Annotated in this window: 30 protein-coding genes and 1 pseudogene; 9 read left to right on the top strand and 22 right to left on the bottom strand. The window is 53.6% G+C overall.

What is annotated here, in order from left to right; genetic code table 11:
- Positions 1-60: 60 nt before the first annotated feature.
- From F8R23_RS23595 to F8R23_RS23550, 11 genes and pseudogenes are all read right to left on the bottom strand, one after another.
- Positions 61-510: a phage virion morphogenesis protein gene (locus F8R23_RS23595; protein WP_151416092.1), complete on the bottom strand. Its 450-nt coding sequence runs from the start codon at positions 508-510 to the stop codon at positions 61-63.
- Complete coding sequence (locus F8R23_RS23590; RefSeq protein WP_151416091.1) at positions 503-970, bottom strand: phage tail protein; 468 nt, start codon at positions 968-970, stop codon at positions 503-505. The genes F8R23_RS23595 and F8R23_RS23590 overlap by 8 nt, the downstream gene beginning before the upstream one ends.
- Positions 945-1,223: an Rz1-like lysis system protein LysC gene (gene lysC, locus F8R23_RS24345; RefSeq protein ID WP_244953415.1), complete on the bottom strand. Its 279-nt coding sequence runs from the start codon at positions 1,221-1,223 to the stop codon at positions 945-947. The genes F8R23_RS23590 and lysC overlap by 26 nt, the downstream gene beginning before the upstream one ends.
- A pseudogene (locus F8R23_RS23585) lies at positions 1,147-1,497 on the bottom strand (Rz-like lysis system protein LysB); the annotation flags it as partial. The pseudogene F8R23_RS23585 and the gene lysC, both read right to left, overlap by 77 nt.
- Positions 1,494-2,003 carry a lysozyme gene (locus F8R23_RS23580; RefSeq protein ID WP_151416089.1) on the bottom strand — a complete coding sequence of 170 codons (510 nt, stop codon included), beginning with the start codon at positions 2,001-2,003 and terminating at the stop codon, positions 1,494-1,496. The gene F8R23_RS23580 and the pseudogene F8R23_RS23585, both read right to left, overlap by 4 nt.
- Entirely contained in the window at positions 1,987-2,196 is a 210-nt protein-coding gene (locus F8R23_RS23575; protein WP_151416088.1) for an HP1 family phage holin, read from the bottom strand. Before F8R23_RS23575 ends, F8R23_RS23580 begins: the two co-directional genes overlap by 17 nt.
- Before the next feature lie 2 nt (positions 2,197-2,198).
- Complete coding sequence (locus F8R23_RS23570) at positions 2,199-2,402, bottom strand: tail protein X (RefSeq protein ID WP_151416087.1); 204 nt, start codon at positions 2,400-2,402, stop codon at positions 2,199-2,201.
- Positions 2,402-2,908 carry a head completion/stabilization protein gene (locus F8R23_RS23565; protein ID WP_151416086.1) on the bottom strand — a complete coding sequence of 169 codons (507 nt, stop codon included), beginning with the start codon at positions 2,906-2,908 and terminating at the stop codon, positions 2,402-2,404. The genes F8R23_RS23570 and F8R23_RS23565 overlap by 1 nt, the downstream gene beginning before the upstream one ends.
- Before the next feature lie 94 nt (positions 2,909-3,002).
- Positions 3,003-3,749 carry a phage terminase small subunit gene (gene gpM, locus F8R23_RS23560; protein ID WP_151416085.1) on the bottom strand — a complete coding sequence of 249 codons (747 nt, stop codon included), beginning with the start codon at positions 3,747-3,749 and terminating at the stop codon, positions 3,003-3,005.
- Between the two features lie 3 nt (positions 3,750-3,752).
- Positions 3,753-4,958, bottom strand: a complete 1,206-nt coding sequence (locus F8R23_RS23555) for a phage major capsid protein, P2 family (RefSeq protein ID WP_151416084.1) — start codon at positions 4,956-4,958, stop codon at positions 3,753-3,755.
- Between the two features lie 70 nt (positions 4,959-5,028).
- Positions 5,029-5,874, bottom strand: coding sequence for a GPO family capsid scaffolding protein (locus F8R23_RS23550; protein WP_151416083.1), 846 nt, complete (start codon positions 5,872-5,874; stop codon positions 5,029-5,031).
- A gap of 160 nt (positions 5,875-6,034) precedes the next feature.
- Here F8R23_RS23550 and F8R23_RS23545 point away from each other — a divergent pair, with 160 nt between their 5' ends.
- The 3 genes from F8R23_RS23545 to F8R23_RS23535 are packed head-to-tail and all read left to right on the top strand — an operon-like array spanning position 6,035 to position 9,521.
- Positions 6,035-7,804, top strand: coding sequence for a terminase ATPase subunit family protein (locus F8R23_RS23545; protein ID WP_151416082.1), 1,770 nt, complete (start codon positions 6,035-6,037; stop codon positions 7,802-7,804).
- Positions 7,804-8,484 (top strand): terminase large subunit domain-containing protein, encoded by a 681-nt coding sequence (locus tag F8R23_RS23540; RefSeq protein WP_151416081.1) that lies wholly within the window; start codon positions 7,804-7,806, stop codon positions 8,482-8,484. The genes F8R23_RS23545 and F8R23_RS23540 overlap by 1 nt, the downstream gene beginning before the upstream one ends.
- Positions 8,481-9,521, top strand: a complete 1,041-nt coding sequence (locus F8R23_RS23535; protein ID WP_151416080.1) for a phage portal protein — start codon at positions 8,481-8,483, stop codon at positions 9,519-9,521. Before F8R23_RS23540 ends, F8R23_RS23535 begins: the two co-directional genes overlap by 4 nt.
- 519 nt (positions 9,522-10,040) lie before the next feature.
- On the opposite strand, the gene F8R23_RS23530 is transcribed toward F8R23_RS23535, so the two are convergent.
- The 9 genes from F8R23_RS23530 to F8R23_RS23490 form a co-directional block, all read right to left on the bottom strand.
- Positions 10,041-10,676, bottom strand: a complete 636-nt coding sequence (locus F8R23_RS23530) for a hypothetical protein (RefSeq protein WP_151416079.1) — start codon at positions 10,674-10,676, stop codon at positions 10,041-10,043.
- Between the two features lie 128 nt (positions 10,677-10,804).
- Positions 10,805-13,093, bottom strand: a complete 2,289-nt coding sequence (locus tag F8R23_RS23525) for a replication endonuclease (RefSeq protein WP_151416078.1) — start codon at positions 13,091-13,093, stop codon at positions 10,805-10,807.
- Entirely contained in the window at positions 13,090-13,293 is a 204-nt protein-coding gene (locus F8R23_RS23520; protein ID WP_099784753.1) for a hypothetical protein, read from the bottom strand. Before F8R23_RS23520 ends, F8R23_RS23525 begins: the two co-directional genes overlap by 4 nt.
- Positions 13,293-13,574: a DUF5405 family protein gene (locus F8R23_RS23515; RefSeq protein ID WP_099784755.1), complete on the bottom strand. Its 282-nt coding sequence runs from the start codon at positions 13,572-13,574 to the stop codon at positions 13,293-13,295. The genes F8R23_RS23520 and F8R23_RS23515 overlap by 1 nt, the downstream gene beginning before the upstream one ends.
- A gap of 2 nt (positions 13,575-13,576) precedes the next feature.
- Positions 13,577-13,792, bottom strand: a complete 216-nt coding sequence (locus tag F8R23_RS23510) for a TraR/DksA C4-type zinc finger protein (protein WP_151416077.1) — start codon at positions 13,790-13,792, stop codon at positions 13,577-13,579.
- A 2-nt stretch (positions 13,793-13,794) separates the two neighbouring features.
- Positions 13,795-14,094: a DUF5405 family protein gene (locus F8R23_RS23505; protein WP_151416076.1), complete on the bottom strand. Its 300-nt coding sequence runs from the start codon at positions 14,092-14,094 to the stop codon at positions 13,795-13,797.
- On the bottom strand, positions 14,087-14,344 hold the full coding sequence (locus F8R23_RS23500) for a DUF2732 family protein (protein WP_151416075.1): 258 nt from the start codon (positions 14,342-14,344) through the stop codon (positions 14,087-14,089). Before F8R23_RS23500 ends, F8R23_RS23505 begins: the two co-directional genes overlap by 8 nt.
- Positions 14,345-14,407: 63 nt before the next feature.
- Positions 14,408-14,908, bottom strand: a complete 501-nt coding sequence (locus F8R23_RS23495) for a replication protein B (protein WP_151416074.1) — start codon at positions 14,906-14,908, stop codon at positions 14,408-14,410.
- A 180-nt stretch (positions 14,909-15,088) separates the two neighbouring features.
- Positions 15,089-15,361, bottom strand: coding sequence for a Cox family DNA-binding protein (locus F8R23_RS23490; protein ID WP_099784767.1), 273 nt, complete (start codon positions 15,359-15,361; stop codon positions 15,089-15,091).
- A 134-nt stretch (positions 15,362-15,495) separates the two neighbouring features.
- Between F8R23_RS23490 and F8R23_RS23485 the strand changes: the two genes are divergently transcribed.
- On the top strand, positions 15,496-15,789 hold the full coding sequence (locus F8R23_RS23485) for a helix-turn-helix domain-containing protein (RefSeq protein ID WP_099784769.1): 294 nt from the start codon (positions 15,496-15,498) through the stop codon (positions 15,787-15,789).
- Positions 15,790-15,855: 66 nt separating this feature from the next.
- The gene (locus F8R23_RS23480) at positions 15,856-16,884 is read left to right on the top strand and encodes a phage integrase (protein ID WP_099784771.1); all 1,029 of its coding nucleotides are present in this window, start codon (positions 15,856-15,858) and stop codon (positions 16,882-16,884) included.
- Between the two features lie 136 nt (positions 16,885-17,020).
- Here F8R23_RS23480 and cpxP read toward each other — a convergent pair whose 3' ends face one another.
- A complete protein-coding gene (cpxP, locus tag F8R23_RS23475) occupies positions 17,021-17,515 on the bottom strand; it encodes a cell-envelope stress modulator CpxP (RefSeq protein ID WP_129936359.1) in 495 nt (164 codons plus the stop codon).
- Positions 17,516-17,664: 149 nt separating this feature from the next.
- Here cpxP and cpxR point away from each other — a divergent pair, with 149 nt between their 5' ends.
- The 4 genes from cpxR to F8R23_RS23455 all read left to right on the top strand — a co-directional run bounded on the left by cpxR (position 17,665) and on the right by F8R23_RS23455 (position 21,093).
- Positions 17,665-18,363, top strand: coding sequence for an envelope stress response regulator transcription factor CpxR (gene cpxR, locus F8R23_RS23470; RefSeq protein WP_004953234.1), 699 nt, complete (start codon positions 17,665-17,667; stop codon positions 18,361-18,363).
- On the top strand, positions 18,360-19,733 hold the full coding sequence (gene cpxA, locus F8R23_RS23465; RefSeq protein ID WP_099063886.1) for an envelope stress sensor histidine kinase CpxA: 1,374 nt from the start codon (positions 18,360-18,362) through the stop codon (positions 19,731-19,733). Before cpxR ends, cpxA begins: the two co-directional genes overlap by 4 nt.
- 63 nt (positions 19,734-19,796) lie before the next feature.
- Positions 19,797-20,270 (top strand): tRNA (uridine(34)/cytosine(34)/5-carboxymethylaminomethyluridine(34)-2'-O)-methyltransferase TrmL, encoded by a 474-nt coding sequence (trmL, locus tag F8R23_RS23460; protein ID WP_012147485.1) that lies wholly within the window; start codon positions 19,797-19,799, stop codon positions 20,268-20,270.
- A gap of 151 nt (positions 20,271-20,421) precedes the next feature.
- Positions 20,422-21,093 (top strand): DUF3313 domain-containing protein, encoded by a 672-nt coding sequence (locus F8R23_RS23455; protein WP_012147486.1) that lies wholly within the window; start codon positions 20,422-20,424, stop codon positions 21,091-21,093.
- 66 nt (positions 21,094-21,159) lie between these two features.
- On the opposite strand, the gene cysE is transcribed toward F8R23_RS23455, so the two are convergent.
- The gene (cysE, locus tag F8R23_RS23450; RefSeq protein ID WP_099063888.1) at positions 21,160-21,981 is read right to left on the bottom strand and encodes a serine O-acetyltransferase; all 822 of its coding nucleotides are present in this window, start codon (positions 21,979-21,981) and stop codon (positions 21,160-21,162) included.
- Between the last annotated feature and the right edge of the window lie 66 nt (positions 21,982-22,047).

Raw genomic sequence — 22,047 nt, 5'->3', positions numbered from 1 at the left:
ATGCCGCTGAAGGGATCCAGCGGCAATTTGCGGGCGTAGGATGACCCGCCAAACAACGGGCTACTCGCTCAAACGAGTAATAATCACATCCTCCACAATCTGCCGTTCAGCTTCACTAAAACCTAATAACGGGCGCGCGTCATACTGCACGTCGCGGCTATGGCGATTCGGCCGGTCACGTAAACCTTCCTGATGCACGCGCGCAATCCGCTGCACACGGCCCGCAAACTCGACAAGCGCCTCATCAGCCGTGCCTTTGGCTTTCATATAGCGATTAGTGCGCAGCTTGACGAACATCTCGCGCTTAACCCGCCCTTTTTTGCTGCGAATCGGTTGACGCTTACGGTCGGCATAGGGCGTGCTGTCCGGTGCCTGCTGGCGCTTAATTCGACCCTGTTGACTGGTGCGCAGGCGCTTCGCAATCTCGGCGGCCATCTGGCGTCGGCTGGAGGCGGACAGCCCGGCAATCAGCGCAGCCAGCTTGTCATCAAAGGGCTTTAACTCATTCATCCCATTTACTCACCAGCTCGCCATTAGCATAAAGATGAGTCGGGCTTTCCACCGGCATCGGCAAGGGGGGTTCCGGCGCGTGCGAGACATGCAGCTCGCGATTAACCTCTTTCACTATCGTGCGCTCAGTCAGTTGCAGGCTGATACTGAGGTCATAGCTGTCGTCTTTGTTGATATCGGCGATGTAGGTAAAGCCCTTTTTTCTGCCCTCGTCCGCGGTCATGATATCGGGTTGATTTTCCCGCAACCATGCCTCAATGGGCACCAGCAGAAAATCAATATCATCAGGGTAGTCGGTGACCATGATGTTGAGCGTATAGCGATTTTCAAAGGACAGGGACGCGGCCAGCGTTGCACCGATGACACCGCTATCGATAAAAATACGCAGCATATCCGGGTTGGCCTTGAGTTTCGGCACTGCGTCATAGAGCGCCTTACGCAGACTTTTCGGTTTTAACATCGTGTTCCTCCTGACATTTTTTCACGGTCTCAACCTGTAGCGCGCAGCTCACCAGCGCACGCTCAAGATTGAAAATATCCGCGCTTAAATCACCGTTGGTTTTCGGGCTGCTGCCGGGCAGAGGGCAACTGCTGACCTTCGGACAGCCAGCGTAAATAATCGTCGGGGGTGGCAAAGTCGGGGCGGGTGTGCAACCCGATAACATCATCAGGCAAAGCAGACTGATACCAGCGGCGCAGAACGTCATTTTCATTGAGCAACCTCGTAATGGTGTGGTTTCGACGGTTCGCCAGTTGGTCAGCGGCGGCGATACGCTGGCGTAAAATGACCTGTTCTCGCTCATTGCTCAGGGCGCTGTCCTGTAACGCAGCTATAGCCGTTCGGCTTTCGGCTAGCGCCGCCACTGCCCTGACGTTTTCCAGCTTCGTAGCATCCAGTCGATCGCCGAGGGTAAGAACCTGCCATTTCAACAAGCCAATGACCGCCAGCAACACCAACGCAAAAAAAAGTTTGCTACCGCCACTCATAATGCCCCCTTCATGCATAACGCCAACTCACGCCCCCGGCGATTCTCCAGCCCGGCAGACCTGACGCCGTTGACAAACACCCAGCGGGGAAGCTGATTGCACGCGGCCGGCCACTGTTTTTTATTGATGAAATACGCCAGTGTCGACGAGCACGCCGCACCCGTGCCCACGTTAAACGCAAAGCTGACCACGGCGTCATAGACCGGTTGCGGCATGGTCACCGGTATGCACTGCGCGAGGCGCTTCTCGACCCGCATGACATCGGCCACCAGATTGACCGCCGCCTCCCGCTCGGTAATGGGTCGCCCTGGGTTAACCCCGGCCGTGTGACCAATGCCACTTGTCCAGACGCCTGCGCTGCACTGGTACGGACTCAAGCGACACCCTTCTAAATTGGCAATAAGCTCAAGTCCCGCCATCGACGTATGCAGCCGGGTAAAATCCGGCAACAGGGCCGCCAGCGCCAGCACGGCGGCGACACTGCAACGTTTAACGATTGATTTCATCGATAACCTCCCGAGGGATGCCGACATTTTTTAGCAGCAGATAGCTTTTGCGGCGGTAGTACCAGTTGGTGACAAAGGTGCCGACGCCAACCACCGCGCCGACAATCAGCGCGATATCCTGCGCGGAATACTTCCCGGCCCACGCCAACAGCACCGCGACGGCGTAGGCAATAAACGAGGTAACTTTCTCCATGGTTAATCCCATAGCTGAACGGTTTCGGATGCCGGGGCCGTGTCAATCACTGGCAGCGTGACCACCGTGCCATGCGGCAAGATGACACCCAACTCAGCCAGCCCCGAATTAGCCAGCAGCACCGCCTCGACCACGCCCTCGGTGCGGCCGTAGGCGCGATAACACAGCGCGTCGAGCGTGTCCCCCTGAAGCGCGATGACATTCATCAGATTTGTCCGACAATGCAGCGCGGTTTACCCTGCAAACGGGCAATTGACCAGCGCATGTCCCGCCAGTGCTCATCAATGGACACCTCGACGCTGTCGGCTTTTTTGTCCCCCTTGGCGCTGGCATCCGCACCCCGATAACGCTCGTACAGCGTCGCGGTGGTCATGGCACAAACCGCACTCAGGTAGTGAAAACACTTCTCGCTTTCCCCGTCGATTTCATCGGCAGGAACCTCGGCCAACGTCTTGAACCCGGCGGCGATTTGCTGCTCGCGGTAGAGATACAGCTCCGCATTCGCCTCCGCGATACCGCTGCGAATAGCAAAGCGCAGACGCTCCGGTGTGAACGTGTACTCCAGCCGCATTAATTCACGAATGCGCTTCGGGTCAACGTCCGGGAAAAAGAAGGTGTTTTTAATCACCGGCTCAGGTTCATCCGGTTGCGGGATAATGGCCGTTGGCTCGTCCTTCGGCTCAACCGGGTTACGTATAATCACTGTCGTCATGACAACCTCAAAATGGGTGGGCGGTGGACGATGGCGTTGATAAGTCAAAAGACACTCGCGGCCATCGTGCCGCCCGGCACGGGGGTGCGTTCTGTTAACCGGCGGTTTTTACCGCCTTGCGTGGTCGCCCGCGTTTGGCCGGAGTAGCGGCGGCCTTACGCGTGCGCGTGGTTGTTCTTTTCGCAATGGGCGCGGGCTTCGGCTTAAGTGCGCTCTCGCATTTTTGGATCTCTTTTTTCACCCCGGCATTGCTGTCGAGCTGCATTGCGCGGACGAGGTACTCCAGCGCCTGCGCCGGGTCACCGCTGTCGCTCAACATAAGACCAGCCACCTTGTAGAGCTTGGCCTTGACCATGTCAGGCATATCCTCGGCGGCGGTCATCTCAATGGCGACGCGTAGGTCATCGATGCTGGCCGGACTTCCCGCCTTGCGGCTGCGTTCTGCCGACAGCGCCACTTCCTCGGCAAACAGATACGCGACCGGCCGTTTGTTGTTCGGCACCTTAAGACGGTATTTCAGGGCATAGGGCGCGATTTCCAGCGCGCCGGGAATGTCATCGGCGTCGAGCTTCCACTGCATGACCGTCATCAGAATGTCATCCTGCGCGCCCCGACCTTCGGCTAATACACCCGCCACCCATGGCGCGTATAACGGCAACATCGCGCGTTTGTGGTCGGCCTTTCTCTCGACAGAATGGATAAGTTTCAGCTTGGTGCGGTCTGCGGCCAGCTTGACGAGCATTTGCTCGTAGGCGGTGGCATGGCGCAGCGGGTTATCCACCCGCTGCGCGGCCTCCACGGCCGAGACCCGCATCATGTGACGCTGTGCGGGACTCGTCATGGTTTACTCGCCGCCTTCTGGTTGAGTTTCCGGCGTGGTTTCCGGGGTTGCTGCCGGTTGAGCCACAGCGCCTTGAACTGCCAGCACGATAGCGTCAGCTAACGCATTGATATCCGCGCCGGATGACTGCTGGATCACATTCGATACCATAGCGGCCGATTTTTCAGTCGGTGCGGGCAGCAGCTCGATGTTTTCAATCAGGCAACCGGCCGCATAGTCTTCGACCACATAGTCAATTTTCATCGACTCGTAGTTTTCGACGCGGTCACGCTTGGCGTTCTCTTCAATGTGGCGACGGTGACTGTCATCCATGATGTAAATCGACAGATTGGCGAGCGTGGTGATAAAGATGGCGTTAGCCGGGAAGAACGGCACGCGCACCGCTGGCAGGTTACCGATACGCTTCTGGCTGACAATCACGTCGGCGGCCAGTGCCTCGGTATTGGGTTGCTCTTGGTTGACCAGCGGGAAATATTTGTCGGCCAGCAGTTTACGGCCACAAATCACCACAAGGTCAGGCGACTCCTGATGCCATGGCGCAATCAGGTTGTTGGTCGCGTCCATCACCACGGCATCAAGATTGGCATAATCGCCGCCCTTGCCAATGCGAATAACCGTCGAAATTACCGCGCCATCTTCGCCGGTGATGTTGCTCATCACGCGGGATGGGGCTTCTTTGCGGTATTTTTCCAGCCAGCCCTCAGCCACATCTTGCAGCATCGGGTTTTTGGCACGGTCAGAGGTCGCCGCGCGGCTGGTGCCGTTAAACCCGGCCATGATGAAATCCAGTGCCTGACGCTTGGCGATGGCGTTGCGGATGCGTAACTGGAAATCCTGATAGCGCGCCCACAAATCAAGCTGGTTATAGCGCAGATGGAAATCAAAGTTCACCTGCTGGCATTCGTATTTATTGGACTCCAGCGAGGTGAAGTCAGCGGTCTGACGCTCTTTGCCACCGTCGGTGTCAGTGGTGCTGGCAATTGAACCGTTGACGCCCACGCCAACCTTCTCGCCCTTCAACTCAGCAACCGGGGTAATGTTGATGCGGGTCAGGAACTCGGAGGACTCCTGTACGATGTTCATCAGCGATTGCGTCACTGACGGCTCTACACTGAATTTTTTGGAGATATCGCCAACGTCCGTGATGCCGTTCAGCTTGGCAACCTGTTGCAGATAGGCGTTAAATTGAAAGCGGGTCTTTGTCTTCATTACATTATCCTGATTCGATGAATTCGGGTTACTTCACAGCGGCACGCCACGCGCCCCGCCCTGGCTGTTATCAGCAGTTGGTCAACAGACTGTCTTCACCGTTGCCGCCGGAGGCTTTCGGGCGTCGCTGCTGGCTCAGGTTCTCGGTGGTATCGAGAGTGGTCTGAAGCTCGGAAAGCTGTTCCTGACCGGCCGTTACCTCGCCTTTCAACCCTGCGATTTCCTGTTCAAGCTGGGCAAAGCGCGTTTCGGCGCTGTCACCGTTGGTTTGTACCTGCTCGGCGATAACGGTGACCGCGTCATGCACATCGCTGAATCGCGCGTCATCGCTGACTTGCTTGCGGCTGAACATGCCTTTTACTCGGTCGGTCAGATTGGTTAGCAGACTGTCAGGCAGCTCCTCAAACTCCAGCAGCACCTCAGTCGCCACCGAGAACACATCACCCGGCTCGGCTTTTTTACCGGCCAGCGGGTTAGTCTTGGCGCGGGAACAGAATTCGAGGTACTCGGTGCCGAGGCTAGCCGGGTCATCAGTGACCGCCAGACCGACTAAGTAGCATTTGCCGGTGTTGGCAAAGTTCGGGCGGACTTCCATGGAGGTGTAGACTTTCTGGCTGGCCTTGACCATGGCGACCAGTTCGTCGGTCGGGGTCATTTTGGCAAACAGCGCCCACTTGCCGTTGAGGATGGAATCATCATCAATCGTCTCGGCTTTCAGCTCGACCACGTCGCCGAGGCGTTTAAAATCGCCATTGGGAAACAGCCCTTTGATGTGCTCCAGATTGATACGGCAGCCATAAACACGCGGGTCAAAACCGGCGGCCATTTCCTGAATATCGTTACCGTCAATTACGCGGTTGTCACAGGTGTCGCCCTCGACGCCAATGCGAAACCATTTAGATACTTTCTTTGCCATGAGCCATTGTCCTGAGTGGTTAAGGTCGGGGCTAGTTTCCCGACTGACCACCCTCACGGCCAGCGACTGCCGACGGACTATCCCTCAGACAACAGCACCTTAGCGCGCGGCCGTCGTGGCTTGCGTAGCCTTGCCCTCGTCATCCACATGAGGGCATATCATGCAAATCCAGACCGACACCTCGTTACTCAGCGACCCACGCCGACAGGCTGCGTTGCTGTACTGGCAAGGTTTCTCCGTGAAGCAAATCGCGGAAATGTTGAAGCAGAAAGCACCCACGGTGCAGAGCTGGAAACAGCGGGAAAAATGGGACGATATCGCGCCGATTTCCCGCGTGGAGTCCAGCATCGAGGCGCGAATGGTGCAACTCGTTCTCAAGACAAAAAAAGAGGGCAGCGACTACAAAGAAATTGACCTATTAGGCCGCCAGATTGAGCGCCTTGCGCGCGTCAGCCGCTACATGAATTCCGGCAACGAAGTCGACCTCAACCCCAACGTCGCCAACCGCAACAAAGGCGAGCGCAAAAAGCCGACAAAGAACTATTTCAGCGATGAGGCTATCGCGAAATTGGAAGAGATTTTCTACGACGAGTCTTTCGATTATCAGCTCGGCTGGCACAAGGCCGGACTGGCGCACCGCATCCGCGATATTCTGAAATCGCGCCAGATTGGGGCGACCTTCTATTTTTCCCGAGAGTCACTGCTGCACGCGCTTAAAACCGGCCATAACCAGATATTCCTGTCAGCAAGCAAAACGCAGGCGTATGTATTCCGCGAATACATTATTCAGTTTGCCCGGCGGGTTGACGTTGAGCTGACCGGTGACCCGATTGTGCTCGGCAATAACGGTGCAAAACTGATTTTTCTCGGCACCAACTCCAACACCGCGCAAAGCCATAACGGCGACCTGCTGGTCGATGAAATCTTCTGGATCCCCAACTTCCAAAAGCTGCGCAAAGTGGCCTCCGGCATGGCCTCGCAAAAGCACCTCCGGTCGACCTACTTTTCTACCCCGTCAACGCTGGCACATGGCGCGTTTCCGTTCTGGTCTGGCGAGCTGTTTAACAAGGGCCGCAAAAACGCCAGCGAGCACGTCGAGATCGATATCAGCCACCGCGCGTTAGCTGCCGGGAAACTGTGCGATGACGGTCAATGGCGGCAAATCGTCACCATTGAGGACGCCTTGCGCGGTGGCTGTAACCTGTTTGACCTCGACGTGTTGAAGCGCGAGAACAGCGCCGAGGATTTCCGCAACCTGTTCATGTGTGAATTTGTCGACGATAGCGCGTCAGTGTTCCCGTTTGAGGAGCTGCAGGGCTGCATGGTCGACAGTCTGGTCGAGTGGACGGACGTTAACCCCTACGCTGACCGGCCATTCGGTGACCGTCCGGTGTGGGTCGGCTATGACCCAGCGCACTCCGGCGATAGCGCCGGTTGCGTGGTGCTGGCCCCACCGATGGTGACGGGCGGTAAATTCCGCATACTGGAGCGCCACCAGTGGAAAGGCATGGACTTTGCCACGCAGGCCGAATCCATCCGTAAGCTGACCGGAAAATACAACGTTGAATATATCGGCATCGACGCAACAGGCATCGGGCAAGGCGTTTTCCAGTTGGTGCGCGCCTTCTACCCCGCTGCCCGCGAAATTCGCTACAGCGCCGAGGTAAAAACCGCCTTGGTGTTGAAGGCGAAAGACACTATCGGCAGCGGCCGGCTGGAATATGACACCGCGTATACCGACGTCACCAAATCGTTTATGGCCATCCGCAAAACCATGACCGCCAGCGGCCGAGGCATGACCTACGAGGCCAGTCGCAGCGAGGAAGCCAGTCACGCCGACGTCGCATGGGCCACCATGCACGCCCTGCTAAATGAACCCCTGACCGCCGCAAACGGCCAGCCTTCTAAATCTATTCTGGAGTTCAACTAATGCGCTATGAATTTACCGGCCAGCAAGCCGCAACCTTAAAAATCCTGCTGGGTAATAATGGTTTCGAATATCAGCGGCGCTGGTTCATTTCACAGAAAAAGATACGCCACATCACAAAAACTCGGCAGTGTGGTGCTGACTGGTATTTCTCTCTGGAAGCATTAATTGATGCCATTGAAACAGGTCGCAATCAGTATTTTCTAGCCCCAAGCGTAGATAACGCGATGTCAATTAATCGACAAATTATTGCTCATTTTTCCGCACTAGCGGGAGTAGCTATTAACCCTAACGATTCTGTTATCAAGTTAGCAAACGGCGCTGAAATTCGCTTTCTCGGTGGCAACCAAAGCACTATCGCCGCGTTCTCTGGTAACGCCTATGTAAGTGAATATGCTTGGGCAGAAAAACCAGCCAACTTGTTCAAAATTGCCCGTGGATTGTCCGCCCATGCAAATCACCGATTCACGGCTTATACCTCTCCCTCTGAAAATAACGAGGCTTACGCGTGCTGGGTGACAGAAAAAGCGGAGAATCAACAACGGCTTTCGGCTCTCACTGCTTTCCAGCAGGGCAGCACCCTTATCGACCTACCAGAGATAAAAGCCGAATGTTCAAAAGATGATTTTGACATGCTTTATTCCGCTATCTGGCCGCAGGAAAAAAACGAGGTGGCCAAGTGAATAAGCGAAACAAGCGTCAACGTGGTCAACAAAACCGTACGCAGAATACCGCCGCAGAAGGACAAAAAATGGAGGCGTTTACCTTTGGTGAGCCGAGTGCGGTTCTCGATCGCCGTGAGATTCTGGACTACACCGAGTGCGTCGGTAACGGCAAATGGATTGAACCGCCGATTAGCTTCTCTGGACTGGCGAAAAGCCTGCGCGCCGCCGTTCACCACAGCTCGCCGATTTATGTGAAGCGCAATATTTTAGCGAGCACCTACATCACACACCCGCTGTTATCACAGCAGGATTTCAGCCGGTTTGTGCTGGATTATCTGGTGTTCGGCAACGCCTTTTTAGAAAAGCGCCAGAGCGTCAGCGGCAAGCTGTTAAAGCTGGAGACCTCCCCGGCCAAATACACCCGGCGCGGTGTTGAACCCGGGGTCTATTGGTTTGTGCAATCTTTCGTTGAGCCACATCCATTCGCGCCTGACAGCGTGTTCCACCTGCTGGAGCCGGATATCAACCAAGAGCTGTACGGAATGCCAGAATATCTGTCGGCACTCAATTCAGCCTGGCTTAACGAGTCTGCAACGCTGTTCCGTCGCAAGTATTACCAGAACGGCGCGCATGCGGGCTACATCATGTATGTAACAGACGCCGCGCAGAACAGCACTGATGTTGAATCGTTACGCGCTGCAATGAGCGACTCTAAAGGGATGGGGAATTTTAAAAACCTGTTTTTCTACGCGCCGAACGGAAAGCCCGACGGTATCAAGATTGTGCCGCTCAGCGAGGTAGCGACAAAGGATGATTTCTTTAACATCAAAAAGGTCAGCGCCGCCGACCTGCTGGACGCCCACCGCATCCCCTATCAACTGATGGGCGGTAAGCCGGAGAACGTCGGGTCAGTGGGTGACGTGGAGAAGGCAGCAAGGGTGTTTGTCCGCAACGAGCTGACGCCGCTACAGCAGCGCATCACTGAGGTTAATGACTGGATCGGCGAGGAGGTTATTCGCTTTAAAAAATACACCCTCGATAACGAGGATGAGTAATCATGGCTGGCTCATTGTTCTGTATGTTTGCCTTGGCTTTGTTTGTTGTTTGGATTTGCATCACTGCGCGCCGACCAGCAGCACCACGCAGGCCACCACCGCCACCTAATTACGTAAAACCATCACCACCGCCAGCCCCACCAATAGCGCGGGGTCAGACCCAGCACTGCTGTTGTAGGTGTTGGTGCAAGAACGCACCCAGCTCACCAGAATGACAACGAAACCGGCCGCCTGATTGGCGGCTTTTTCGTACCTGCCTGTAAGCGCCTCAGACACCCACCACGACGAGCACACACGCCCTCACGCGCGAATCCAACCAAAGCACCCCAACGCCCTCACGGCGCGCTGATGCCGTCAATTCTGATAATTAAATACGTGCCCGCGCGCAATGCTATCCCCGCCACGCCTGCCCGCTTCATGAGTCGCTTTTAATGCAGTTGTCTGACCACACTGGATCCGCGCCAGCTCTGGCGGCACACAGCCAGAACGGGAAAATCTGACGCAGGCAAAATAATGCACCTAGACATGTTGGAGTGCCTCCATCTTTTTAAACAAATTATGTTGTGTTTTTAAAGCGATGATAAAATCACAAGGCAACAAATGAACATACGTATCCATATTCGTGCAAATTTGTATTTTTGCCTTTCCAAATGAGATGCCTCCCTGCAACTCGATTTGTTTAAAAATACCCCACCATGGAGGAGTTAAATTACACGTAACAGAGTACACGCATAACTCACCTTTCTTATTAATGACGCACGGGAAATTTTTGTCTGATACTAATACCTGATTCAAACCGATGCTTTTCTTTTTATCTTTTACTATTAAACGAACATCCTTTATTTCAGTATAAGTATTACGAAGACTTTGCACATGAACATCCATTCTCATTTTGCCATCAACGCCCCCCATCAATTGGTGTCCGATCTTGATTTTTTCAACATCGTTTTGCGATGCCTGATAAGCCATATACAACGATACGCCAACAGCTGCTAACGTCGCCAGACCTGACACCCACCCACCCAACATAGTCAAAAATGCAACATCATTAGAGTGCTGAGAATTACGCCAACCCCATGAAACACCGCCTGCACAAAAACCTAACAAAAACACAAGTAAACATAAAACAAACAATCCGAAGACTTTAAAAATCATGACCCATGATTCCTGCATATTTTCATATAATCACACTAATTCAGATTTTAGTGAAAATCGAGTTATTTATGAGCAACTTTTCATATCTACATAAACTTATCAATACTCACTCTGATATTTCAGTCCTCTCACATATTAAACCCCGGCCACCCCTCAAGCGCCGAATATGAGAATTCTTTACCATCAATACTTAGCGTTGCCCCTCGTGTCAGGGCTTTTAGCTCCCAGCGCTCGGCAGTAATACCCTGTTGCGCCAGTTCAAGCCGGATTTGCGGAATCCTAGCCCGTTCCGCCGGGGTCAGGCGTGCCGAAGGCGCATCATTTAGGGATTTTTTCCGATTATTGGTGATTTCTTGGTGATTACTCTTCGGTGACTGCTGCCGTATAGCGTCTCTCATCGTCTTGGCGACGTCGGCGTCATTCCAGCTAACATCCCCGCTCTCAATCAAATTCATCACCGCCGTGACATACTCAGGCGTTGCTACCTGCATATCTGGATCAGGTTCTCGCTGAACCTCCCCACAGTTATTGACAGGACTCCGAGGCGCGCCAGAGGCGCTTTTTAAAGTCAAAGGCTTAACGTCAACGTCAACGGCCTTGCGGACAATGCGCCATTCTGTTGACCGGGTTTCGTGGATATGGCCCGCGCCAAGGTGTGGCGCAAAAATGCCGACAACCTTTTGCACCTCTTCGTCATAAGCGTTCGGCTCATCAGCCACCTTGCGGGCCACACGAACGGTCTGCACATCACGCGGGACATTTGCACCACCCTGCCCGGCCATGTAGGCGGCAAAGTTTCCGGCGCTGGCCGCTTCGCGTACAGCCTCGACTCGTTCATCAAAGGAATCAGCCAGACTAATGTGACGAAGGCAGGCGGCGCGGCATTCACGGTAAGCGCCCATGGTGGGAATTCCGATAGGTTTAAACTGAGGGATGCGCCATGTTGACGCCCACGAGGTCACCGCCGCAGCCATATCGCGCAGCGGCTTGCCGGTGTCGTGGTCAATCTGGCCATCGAGCGCATAACCGTCGATATTCTTGGCGATGTATTTTGCGATATACCCCGCCGCACCGCCCTTGTTCATGTGCTTGGCTTCAAACCGGTTTTTTGCCGCGCCTCGCTCGTCGCCGTCCTCTTTCAAGGCATAGCGGCGCATGATATCGATGACGTTCTGACGCTGCTTACGCTGGCAAAAAAGCATCATATGCCAGTGCGGCGTACCGTCATGATGCGGCTCAACGACACGCATACCGTAAACACTCAAATCGTTGTCTTTAAACGCGGTGCGCATCTTGCTCCAGATGTGTACGAGATAACGCTGACCGTCTTTCGGTGAAAAAGACTCTAAATCCCAGTTATGGTTAAACTGGACTTTTTCGGCCCCTTCTTTGCCAACAACACGGGTCGGGTGGTATTTCGACGGGGTAGTGATGGTGATAAACATGCCGACGTGCTTCTCGCTGGCGGCATATTTCTCTATCCCCGCGATGGTGCTCATAAGCTCCATGCGGCGGATTTCCGGGTTAGAAATGCTCGCCATCACTTTATCAATCAGGTCGACGCGCTCGCCGGTGGCAACGTTCTCCAGTTCACACCCTTTCAGGTAATCCATATTGGCAAGCCGCCGGGCCTGCACTTCACGGATAGCCTGTTTACTCGCATATGGGTGTTTTTTCAGGTTCACTTCACCGGCCGCAATCAGCAACGCTTCACACCAGCGGGTTCGCTGTGCCTTCAATTGGCGTTCCCACCACTCGGAGTTAACCAGCCGTTGCAGACTGCGAATCGCTGATGTCGCGTCCAGCTTGTCTTTGAGATACTTGCGCCAGTGCATCGGAGTGACGTTAAACGCCCGCGCCATATGCGCGATACGGCCATAGAATTCAGCCTGTACACTGTCGCTAATGAGCTGTGAATTATCCCCGTTATTTTCAGCGATAAATTCCTCACAATAGCGGTCATAATTTTGCAGCAACTGCCCGGCGATGCGGTCAGCAAAGCGCCGCAGCCCCTTATCATCCATGCCCGGCAGGCTCGCATAGTTGTCTACCTCCGCCATAAAGCACGGCGACGAGCAAAGTCTCATCGCATTTTTATCGTTAACGATTTCGATGCGCGGCCAGATGCGACGCTGGAACTGGAGCACCAGCCATTTATTGGCGGCGTGGATCCCCTGTTCTTTCAGCAGATAGGTATGGCGGCCCAGAAAAATAAGGCTGAGGAAATGCGGCAAGGATTGGATATTACGCAAAACAGCTTGCCCCTGAGCATGTTGCTCACGGGTAAGCGGTCTTTCTTTGCCAATGGCAGACTTTGGAGCGTTCCATGCATGAACGCCGACGAACGGTTCACGGGAATCGGTAGAGAATGGCGGAGGTGGTGAGGGGGCTACACGCCCCCGGACTAATGCAGTCATTTAACCAGTTTCGCTACGACCTGCACTATCACCGCAATCACGAATAACGCGGCACCGATTAAAAGGATGGCAGCAGGCACAGCCCATAATGGTGCGGTTACCGCCCACCAAGACCACGCAGCAAGAAACCCCGTCAACTTCAACGTGATGAAAATTAGCGCCAATACACAGGTGAAAAAATTTAACGGATTGAATTTCATTATTTGCCCTCTTTGTTTATTGCGGAAAATGCCTCTTGGCAAAGTTTGCCGATGCGCTCAATCTCAGCGGCCAAACCGGCGATACTGGTGACGGTTGAGTCACGAACGTGGTGATGCGCCAGCCCGGAAACCAACTGCGAGACAGTCGGGTAATAACCAACAGCGTCGAGCCATACCTCACCCGCCTTGCCACCGGTTTTAACTAGCTTCTTTTGGTTCAAAATGAACTGATGGGCGTCACTGGTGATAACCCAGTCCTTACCGACAGGAATGCGCAGCATGATTACCCCCTGAAATGCTTGGTTTGTTGTTCGTGGATGGTCTGGCAGGACACGCAACGAGTCACACCGGGAAAAGCTGCACGACGCGCGGCCGGGATAGCTTGGTCACATTCCTCACAAATTGACGCCGACACTCCGCCCTTAATACGCGCCGCATTAATTTGGTCGGCGAGTGTTTCCTGCTGGCGCTGCTGCACCAAATCCATTAAATCCGGCATCGTTATTGCTCCGATTCTTTATTCAGTTGATTGAGTGCCTGCTGACATAATTCTGCGATGCGGTGTGATTCCTTCATCACTTCGCTAATGCTGGTAATAGTTTTAAGAAAAACACCACGTTTCACAGATAAATTAACAATGTCAGCAACAAGCTTTAACTCATTCGAGTAAATAGCTCTTGTCGGGTAATACTTTTCCTTGGTCTCTTTATCCGTTTTCACTTCTGCCAGAATTATTTTTTCCGCATTCATTTTAATAATGATGAATACATCATTAATTTCTACACACGGACGATTACCCATGATTAAAGCCCTGTTTGCTCGCACGGCCTTCGTGGTCAAACTTCTCTGACTCCTGCCGCAGCAGTTCGATAATCTCAACGCTGGATAGCTGGTTGACGGCGGCATGCGTCGCGAGGCGGTCAAGGTGAGATGAGAAGCTAACAGCGGCGTCGGCCTTTGCTTCATTGCGCGCGTTGTTCAACATAAAATTTCGTGACTCTGCATCAGCCTTATTTCGCATTTCTTGGCCGACGGTTTTATGCATGTGCATAGAGAACTCCAGATAAAAGAATGCCCGACGCAATCAAGCGCCTTTTTATTTAAAGCAAGTTAATTAATGGAAATACGCTTCGGGTTTAACCGAGGTTAATATAGTGGGTGCATATTCGAATAAATTAAACAGCTCGCGCAACGCTCTGAATAAAGCCTCGCGCCACGCGCACACTTCATCATCAATACGCCAATATGGCTGATTAAACTCAGCATCAGTTAACCCGGCATGCAGAAATAAAGTGCGCCGCTGACTTATTGTCAAACGACCAATAAAACCAGATTTGCTAATACCATGTTTGCGGTAGGTAGCGAAGGCGCTGCGAAGCTCATCAATGGCGCAAACAAGTCGCTCACGTTCGCTGTCATTCATTTCTTCCAGCTTCAACACTATATGGCGCTGCTTCAACTGCGCATGGAAACAGATGGTCTGGCGTTCGCGTTCCATCATCTGGTTGTAGAAATCGCAGGTGCTTTTCCAGCGAGGGACGGCGAGGCGTTCCCCAACCAAAGCACGCAGCCCGGCGGGCTGATTACGAACAATACCGGCGGTGATAGCTGTCATTGCGAAAAACCCCGCATTGCTGATTTGATGGAGGAGATCCAACGACTGGCCCGGCGGGTACGAATGACAATACCTTTCCGACCTTTGCCGTGGGTGATTGTGATATCAAGCTTACGCCCGGTCTGGTGATTCCAGAGCAACGGGGCGATTGAGATAGGTTGTTGCATACTTTCGCCCCGCTTATAGGCCCATCCAGAGCAGCCACGCATCGCGCTGTTCTGTTGGCCTGTTCATGAATGCCTCACGTAAGCCCTGATTAAACGCAGGGATGTAGACAAATTTGTCGCCAGCACGCGCACCAACCTTTTCCGGGTCACGCAGTTCGATAACCGGTAGTTTATTTTTCTTCACCATCTCGGAAACTGCCGAACACGGCTTTCCCAACAGCTCGGCGAATTTCTCAACCGTTACGCCGTCAATTGGATAACGAATCGCATAATCTTCAATGTTCATGTGCTAACCTCTCCAGATCCAACCCCTTGTAAACCGTCCCAGACCGTTTATATCGGGTTGGTTTTTCACATCCCGAAAAGTCCTGACTTGATGACCTTTCGGGAGAATATAGTCATTAACTAAGGACCATGTCAATGAGTATCGCTCAAAAGCTAAGAGCCATTAGAAAAGCGGAAGGGTTAACACAAGCCAAATTCTGTGAAATCAGCGGAATAGCGCTAGGCACTCTGAAGAACTACGAGGGCGGGCATCAAGAACCCGGTCTTCATGTCGTTTTACAGGTAACAAATGCCAAGCAGTTCGAAAAATACACACTCTGGCTAATGACGGACAAAACAGCACCAGAATCCGGGCAAATAGCACCGGCATGCGCACACTCTGGGCAAGACAGCAAGGAATCAGACCACTCCGAAAGGAATGCTGGCTAACGATTTATAAGCTCTACATTTTCACAATTTGTTACCAAGATGAAGTAATCATCGGAGGGTTATCTTATGTCGATTAAGAAACTCGATGATGGTCAATACCAAGTGGATATAAGGCCGAACGGGCGTGAAGGACGTCGCATCCGTCGGAAGTTTGACAGGAAGGCAGAGGCAGAAGCCTTTCAGCGTTATGTGCTGACCAATGCCAACAATAAGGAGTGGGCAGAGAAGCGGGCTGACCGACGCACGCTGACCGAGTTGCTTAATGTATGGTGGCTCTATTACGGACAAAGCCAAGGAAACGGCACGATTGAGAACAGGCACCTTAAAAAGACGATAAAGGCGCTCGGCGATATAACCGTCAACAAGCTTAATAAGCGCGTTTTGACGTTACATCGCAGCCAGCGACTCACGGATGGAATAAGTGCAGCAACCATCAATCGAGACATGTACCGGCTTTCCGGCATGTTCACGGCCCTCATAGAGCTGAACGAGTTTTCAGGTGTTAATCCCGTTCGCGGCTTGGCTCCTTTGGCCGAGAAAAACCCGGAAATGACCTTTCTTGATATGGACGAGATAAATGATTTGCTGAGCACTACGGAAGGCGATGACAGGTTATTTGCGCTTGTTAGCTTGAGCACCGGCGGAAGGTGGAGTGAGGTTTACTCCCTGAAGCGGACACTCATGACGCGCGGCCGCGTGACCTTTCTTAAAACGAAGAACGGTAAAAAACGCGTCGTGCCGGTTTCTGATGAGCTGGAAAAAGAAGTGAAAGAAAATGCCGAGGGGAATGATGATGGAACACTCTTCAAAGTTGATTATGAAAAGTTCTGCGGGATACTGCGGAAGGTTAAGCCCGACTTACCTCGCGGACAGGCAACGCATGTTCTGCGGCACACCTTCGCGAGCCATTTCATGATGAACGGGGGGAATATTATCGCATTGCAGCAGATTCTCGGACACGCAAGCATTCAGCAAACCATGGCCTATGCTCACTTAGCGCCGGATTACCTGCAAAATGCCATCGCACTGAACCCGCTGGGCGGTAATATTCACGTAAAAGCGTGTCCACAACCCGTCCACACGCAAGCAACTTAGAGCACTTCCCAGCCCCTTAGTGCACTTTATTAAGTCATTGTTTTAGAAAAGTTTGCACATAAGTGACTGATAAAAAAAACCCCCTCATCATGAGGGGGAAGACAGGGATGGTGTCTATGGCAAGGAAAAACAGGGACTACTCAGTCATACTTAACTTCTGGGCAGAAGTTTGCTGCAAACCAGAAATTTGTTGCTCCATCTGCTGCATGCGCTGCTGATGCTTCTGGTCTAAAACACTTTTTTGCTGTGGCGTCAGCAGGTTATACATTTGGTTGCGCACTCTGGCCATTTCGACCTGGCGCTTAACCTGTTGCTGAGCCATCTGTTCCGCCTGGGCATACACGGCGGCTTCATCAAATTTGTCTGCGGTCACCAGCTTATGCATGGCTTCCATTTCAGCTACATTGACACCAGGCAGATCGTGGCGCGCCTGGCGCATTAAATCGCGCATTCGCTGACGCTGCTCTTCAGTCAGGCTGACACCGTCAAACATATGGTGCTGACCAGGTGTTCTGGTCATCGCGTCGCTTCCGGGAGTCGGTACAGTTTCCGATGTAGTGTCGGCAGCGAACGCAGCGGTAGAACCTATTGCCAGCATTGATGCCATAACTAATGCGGTCACCTTACGCATTTTAACTCCTCGTGCTTTCTCACTTTGCGAATCAACGAGGAGCAGTGTACTGCTGCACCTGCAAACATGCGTCAGTGCATGTAAAACTACGTAAAGTCATGGAATGCCAACAGTTGATGACGTATTTTGCGTCAGGAGGAAAATACACAATGAATAAAATTCTGTTAGTTGACGACGACCGCGAGCTGACCTCGCTGTTAAAAGAACTGCTTGAAATGGAAGGCTTTACCATCGTCGTGGCCTACGATGGTGAACAGGCGTTGTCGCTTCTGGACAGCTCCATCGATCTGCTGTTGCTCGATATCATGATGCCGAAGAAAAACGGTATCGATACCTTAAAAGAACTGCGTCAGCACCACCAGACGCCGGTCATTATGCTGACCGCACGCGGCAGTGAACTCGACCGCGTGTTGGGCCTGGAACTGGGTGCCGATGACTACTTGCCAAAACCTTTTAACGATCGTGAGCTGGTGGCGCGTATTCGTGCGATCCTGCGCCGTTCCAACTGGAGCGAACAGCAGCAAAACGTGGATACCGGCGCACCCACGCTGGACGTTGACGGTTTGCAGCTCAACCCGGGCCGTCAGGAAGCCAGTTTCGACGGCCAAACGCTGGATCTCACCGGCACCGAATTTACCCTGCTGTACCTGCTGGCGCAGCATCTCGGCCAGGTGGTGTCACGTGAACTGCTGAGCCAGGAAGTGCTGGGCAAACGTCTGACACCGTTCGATCGCGCCATCGACATGCATATCTCCAACCTGCGACGTAAACTGCCGAACCGCAAAGATGGCCATCCGTGGTTCAAAACGTTGCGTGGTCGGGGTTACTTAATGGTATCTGCAACATGATCAACAGTTTGACGGCACGCATCTTCGCCATTTTCTGGTTCACATTAGCCCTGGTGCTGATGCTGGTGTTGATGGTGCCCAAGCTCGACTCCCGCCAAATGACCTCGCTGCTGGACAGCGAGCAGCGGCAGGGGCTGATGCTGGAACAACATGTCGAGGCCGAGTTGCAAAACGATCCGGCCAACGACCTGATGTGGTGGCGGCGCTTATTCCGCGCCATCGAAAAATGGGCCCCACCGGGGCAGCGGCTGCTCCTGGTCACCAGCGAAGGCCGGGTGATTGGCAACATGCAGCGCAACGAAATGCAGTTGGTGCGTAATTTTATCGGCCAATCTGATAATTCCGACCACCCGAAGAAGAAAAAATACGGCCGTGTCGAACTGGTCGGCCCATTCTCCGTACGTGATGGTGAAGACAACTACCAGTTGTACCTGATCCGTCCCGCCAATAGCCCACAATCCGACTTCATCAACCTGATGTTCGACCGGCCGCTGCTGCTGCTGATCGTCACCATGTTGATCAGCGCCCCATTACTGCTGTGGCTGGCCTGGAGCCTGGCAAAACCGGCACGTAAACTGAAAAACGCGGCCGATGACGTAGCTCGCGGCAACCTGAAACAACATCCGGAGCTCGAAGCCGGGCCGCAAGAGTTTCTGGCTACCGGTGCCAGTTTCAACCAAATGGTCAGTTCGCTGGAACGCATGATGACCGCTCAGCAACGGCTGATCTCCGACATCTCGCATGAGTTGCGCACCCCGCTGACCCGTCTGCAGTTGGCGACCGCGTTAATGCGCCGTCGCCACGGTGAAGGGCGTGAACTGGCGCGTATCGAGACCGAAGCGCAGCGCCTGGACTCGATGATCAACGATCTGCTGGTGTTGTCACGCGGACAGCAGAAAAGCGAGTTGGTACGTGAACGGCTACTGGCTAATGAACTGTGGGCCAATGTGCTGGATGACGCGGGCTTCGAAGCAGAACAAATGGGCAAACAACTGGAGGTTACCTCCCCTCCTGGTCCGTGGACGCTATTCGGCAACGCCGGCGCATTGGACAGCGCGCTGGAAAATATCGTACGTAACGCCCTGCGCTATTCAAACACACGTATCGCCGTGGCATTCAGCGCCGACAATCAGGGCATCACCATTGTGGTCGACGATGATGGCCCCGGTGTCAGTGCGGAAGATCGCGAACAAATTTTCCGACCGTTTTATCGCACCGACGAAGCGCGCGATCGCGCCTCTGGTGGCACCGGTTTGGGTCTGGCAATCGTAGAGGCGGCGGTCAACCAGCACCGCGGCTGGGTGAAAGCGGAAGACAGCCCGCTCGGTGGTTTGCGTCTGGTGTTGTGGTTACCCTTGCATCAGCGCTGATCGCCTAAGACAGGCCGGTAAGATTTTGCTATTCTGCGCCCCTCGTCATGAGGGGCTTTTTACATGCTGAACATTGTTTTATTCGAACCTGAAATTCCACCCAATACCGGCAATATCATCCGCTTGTGCGCCAATACCGGTTTTCAACTGCACCTGATAGAACCTATGGGTTTCCCGTGGGATGACAAACGTCTGCGCCGCGCCGGGCTGGACTATCATGAATTCGCCAGTATCCGACGTCACGCCGACTACGCCGCTTTTATCGCCAGCGAAAATCCGCAGCGGCTGTTTGCCCTGACCACCAAAGGCACCCCCGCGCACAGCGCAGTCAGCTATCAGGCTGGCGACTATTTGCTGTTTGGGCCGGAAACCCGCGGGCTGCCTGCTGAAATCCTGGAAGCCTTGCCGGCACAACAGAAAATCCGCATTCCGATGCAGGCACAAAGCCGTAGCATGAACCTGTCCAACGCCGTGGCCGTGGTGGTGTATGAAGCCTGGCGGCAACTGGACTATGCGGGTGCGCTGATCAAATCCTGACTACGCGCTTTGCAGGTAAAAACAAGCTGCACATCACGATCCTGATAGGCCGCCCCGTAACATGGCACGCACAGCGCCAAAACATTCGCTATGGCAGAAGATAATAAGCTATCTTTTGTAAGGGTTATCGGCACTCATCATAGGAAATCGTATGAAAAAACAACGCTTGAGCGTTGCCATGGCGGCATTGGCAGTGAGTTTGTTACTGGCGGGTTGTTCGTCCAAAGTGACCACTACAAAGCAGTACTCGGGGTTCCTGTCTGACTACAGCAAATTGCAAGAAACGACGTCACCAAGCGGCCATAAAACGCTGCGTTGGATCGACCCAAGCTACAAAGAATCCAACTACCGCGGCCTGTATTTCCAGCCGGTCGTCTATTTCCCAGCGGAAAAACCGACCACACGTGTGAGCCAGGACACGCTGAATAAAATCAAGGCCTATTCCACCCAGCGGATAAAAGCTGCGCTTCAGGATCGCTTTACCATCCTGAAAAGTCCGGCCGGTTCGCGCGTTCTGGTGGCCAAACTCGCCATTACCGCCGTCTCCGCTGAAGATGAAGACATGAAATTCTATGAGGTTGTTCCAGTTGCCGCGGTGGTTGCCGGCACCATGGCTGCCAGTGGCCACAGAACTCAAAACACCACGCTTTATATTGAAGGTGAGTTGATCGATCAGGACACCGGTAAAACAGTGCTGGAAGTCGTGCGTAAAACCTATGGCAAAACCGTTAGCAACGACAGCACGCCGGTCACTGCAGAGGATGTGAAAGCGGCGATCGACGACGTCGTCACCGATATCACCAACTTCCCTAAACAGGGTTAGCTCCGCGCCAGAAAGCATCAGGGGAGCCGAAGCTCCCCTGATTTTATTCTTTAACAACCCGCCAGCTTAAATACCGTCACCGTACTCAAAGCCGTGGTTGGTACCGTTAAAGTACTGATCCATATCCATCGATGGCGTATCGCTTTCCGGTCGACCGACAATGCGCGCAGGCACTCCGGCAGCCGTGGTATGTGGCGGCACCGATTGCAGCACCACCGAGCCGGCACCAATTTTCGCGCCTTTGCCCACTTCGATATTGCCGAGAATTTTAGCTCCGGCGCCAATCATTACGCCCTCTCGGATCTTCGGATGGCGATCGCCGCTGGTCTTGCCGGTACCACCAAGAGTGACCGACTGCAGAATAGATACGTTGTTTTCGACCACCGCAGTTTCACCGATCACAATGCCGGTCGCATGGTCGAGCATGATGCCGCAACCGATGGTCGCCGCCGGATGGATATCCACACCAAAGGCGACCGAGATCTGGTTCTGCAGATAAATTGCCAGCGCCTGGCGCCCCTGCAACCACAGCCAGTGGCCGATACGGTAAGCCTGCAGCGCGTGGAAGCCTTTCAGGTACAGCAGCGGCGTTGAGTATTTGTCTACTGCCGGGTCGCGCAGGCGCACAGCCAGGATGTCCTGTGCTGCTGAAGCGATCATTTGCTGATCGGCCAGGTAGGCATCTTCCACTACTTCACGCACCGCAATGGCGGGCATAATCGGGTTAGCCAACTTGTTTGCCAGAATATAGCTGAGCGCACCACCCAGGTTGTCGTGCTTGAGCAACGTCGCATGATAAAAGCTAGCCAGCATCGGTTCACACTCAGCCAGCTCTCTCGCCTCTGATTTGATGCTATTCCAGACCTGCTCTAACTCTTCTGACGACATCAGGTTCCTCTCCGCCTTGCAAAAACAGGCCGCCTCACCGCATTGCGATCAGGCAGCCCAATTCAA

Origin of the sequence: Serratia proteamaculans (assembly GCF_008830365.1) — a bacterium.
GTDB lineage: Bacteria > Pseudomonadota > Gammaproteobacteria > Enterobacterales > Enterobacteriaceae > Serratia > Serratia proteamaculans.
The sequence above is the reverse complement of the archived record's forward strand: the minus strand, read 5'-3'. Positions and strand labels throughout refer to the sequence as shown.

What these genes read in the sequence shown, in the direction of transcription:
- F8R23_RS23595 (WP_151416092.1), bottom strand. Translation starts at nt 510, where the DNA reads ATGAATGAGTTAAAGCCCTTTGATGACAAGCTGGCTGCGCTGATTGCC.
- F8R23_RS23590 (WP_151416091.1), bottom strand. Translation starts at nt 970, where the DNA reads ATGTTAAAACCGAAAAGTCTGCGTAAGGCGCTCTATGACGCAGTGCCG.
- lysC (WP_244953415.1), bottom strand. Translation starts at nt 1,223, where the DNA reads ATGAAAATGACGTTCTGCGCCGCTGGTATCAGTCTGCTTTGCCTGATG.
- F8R23_RS23580 (WP_151416089.1), bottom strand. Translation starts at nt 2,003, where the DNA reads ATGAAATCAATCGTTAAACGTTGCAGTGTCGCCGCCGTGCTGGCGCTG.
- F8R23_RS23575 (WP_151416088.1), bottom strand. Translation starts at nt 2,196, where the DNA reads ATGGAGAAAGTTACCTCGTTTATTGCCTACGCCGTCGCGGTGCTGTTG.
- F8R23_RS23570 (WP_151416087.1), bottom strand. Translation starts at nt 2,402, where the DNA reads ATGAATGTCATCGCGCTTCAGGGGGACACGCTCGACGCGCTGTGTTAT.
- F8R23_RS23565 (WP_151416086.1), bottom strand. Translation starts at nt 2,908, where the DNA reads ATGACGACAGTGATTATACGTAACCCGGTTGAGCCGAAGGACGAGCCA.
- gpM (WP_151416085.1), bottom strand. Translation starts at nt 3,749, where the DNA reads ATGACGAGTCCCGCACAGCGTCACATGATGCGGGTCTCGGCCGTGGAG.
- F8R23_RS23555 (WP_151416084.1), bottom strand. Translation starts at nt 4,958, where the DNA reads ATGAAGACAAAGACCCGCTTTCAATTTAACGCCTATCTGCAACAGGTT.
- F8R23_RS23550 (WP_151416083.1), bottom strand. Translation starts at nt 5,874, where the DNA reads ATGGCAAAGAAAGTATCTAAATGGTTTCGCATTGGCGTCGAGGGCGAC.
- F8R23_RS23545 (WP_151416082.1), top strand. Translation starts at nt 6,035, where the DNA reads ATGCAAATCCAGACCGACACCTCGTTACTCAGCGACCCACGCCGACAG.
- F8R23_RS23540 (WP_151416081.1), top strand. Translation starts at nt 7,804, where the DNA reads ATGCGCTATGAATTTACCGGCCAGCAAGCCGCAACCTTAAAAATCCTG.
- F8R23_RS23530 (WP_151416079.1), bottom strand. Translation starts at nt 10,676, where the DNA reads ATGATTTTTAAAGTCTTCGGATTGTTTGTTTTATGTTTACTTGTGTTT.
- F8R23_RS23525 (WP_151416078.1), bottom strand. Translation starts at nt 13,093, where the DNA reads ATGACTGCATTAGTCCGGGGGCGTGTAGCCCCCTCACCACCTCCGCCA.
- F8R23_RS23520 (WP_099784753.1), bottom strand. Translation starts at nt 13,293, where the DNA reads ATGAAATTCAATCCGTTAAATTTTTTCACCTGTGTATTGGCGCTAATT.
- F8R23_RS23515 (WP_099784755.1), bottom strand. Translation starts at nt 13,574, where the DNA reads ATGCTGCGCATTCCTGTCGGTAAGGACTGGGTTATCACCAGTGACGCC.
- F8R23_RS23510 (WP_151416077.1), bottom strand. Translation starts at nt 13,792, where the DNA reads ATGCCGGATTTAATGGATTTGGTGCAGCAGCGCCAGCAGGAAACACTC.
- F8R23_RS23505 (WP_151416076.1), bottom strand. Translation starts at nt 14,094, where the DNA reads ATGGGTAATCGTCCGTGTGTAGAAATTAATGATGTATTCATCATTATT.
- F8R23_RS23500 (WP_151416075.1), bottom strand. Translation starts at nt 14,344, where the DNA reads ATGCACATGCATAAAACCGTCGGCCAAGAAATGCGAAATAAGGCTGAT.
- F8R23_RS23495 (WP_151416074.1), bottom strand. Translation starts at nt 14,908, where the DNA reads ATGACAGCTATCACCGCCGGTATTGTTCGTAATCAGCCCGCCGGGCTG.
- F8R23_RS23490 (WP_099784767.1), bottom strand. Translation starts at nt 15,361, where the DNA reads ATGAACATTGAAGATTATGCGATTCGTTATCCAATTGACGGCGTAACG.
- F8R23_RS23485 (WP_099784769.1), top strand. Translation starts at nt 15,496, where the DNA reads ATGAGTATCGCTCAAAAGCTAAGAGCCATTAGAAAAGCGGAAGGGTTA.
- F8R23_RS23480 (WP_099784771.1), top strand. Translation starts at nt 15,856, where the DNA reads ATGTCGATTAAGAAACTCGATGATGGTCAATACCAAGTGGATATAAGG.
- cpxP (WP_129936359.1), bottom strand. Translation starts at nt 17,515, where the DNA reads ATGCGTAAGGTGACCGCATTAGTTATGGCATCAATGCTGGCAATAGGT.
- cpxR (WP_004953234.1), top strand. Translation starts at nt 17,665, where the DNA reads ATGAATAAAATTCTGTTAGTTGACGACGACCGCGAGCTGACCTCGCTG.
- cpxA (WP_099063886.1), top strand. Translation starts at nt 18,360, where the DNA reads ATGATCAACAGTTTGACGGCACGCATCTTCGCCATTTTCTGGTTCACA.
- trmL (WP_012147485.1), top strand. Translation starts at nt 19,797, where the DNA reads ATGCTGAACATTGTTTTATTCGAACCTGAAATTCCACCCAATACCGGC.
- F8R23_RS23455 (WP_012147486.1), top strand. Translation starts at nt 20,422, where the DNA reads ATGAAAAAACAACGCTTGAGCGTTGCCATGGCGGCATTGGCAGTGAGT.
- cysE (WP_099063888.1), bottom strand. Translation starts at nt 21,981, where the DNA reads ATGTCGTCAGAAGAGTTAGAGCAGGTCTGGAATAGCATCAAATCAGAG.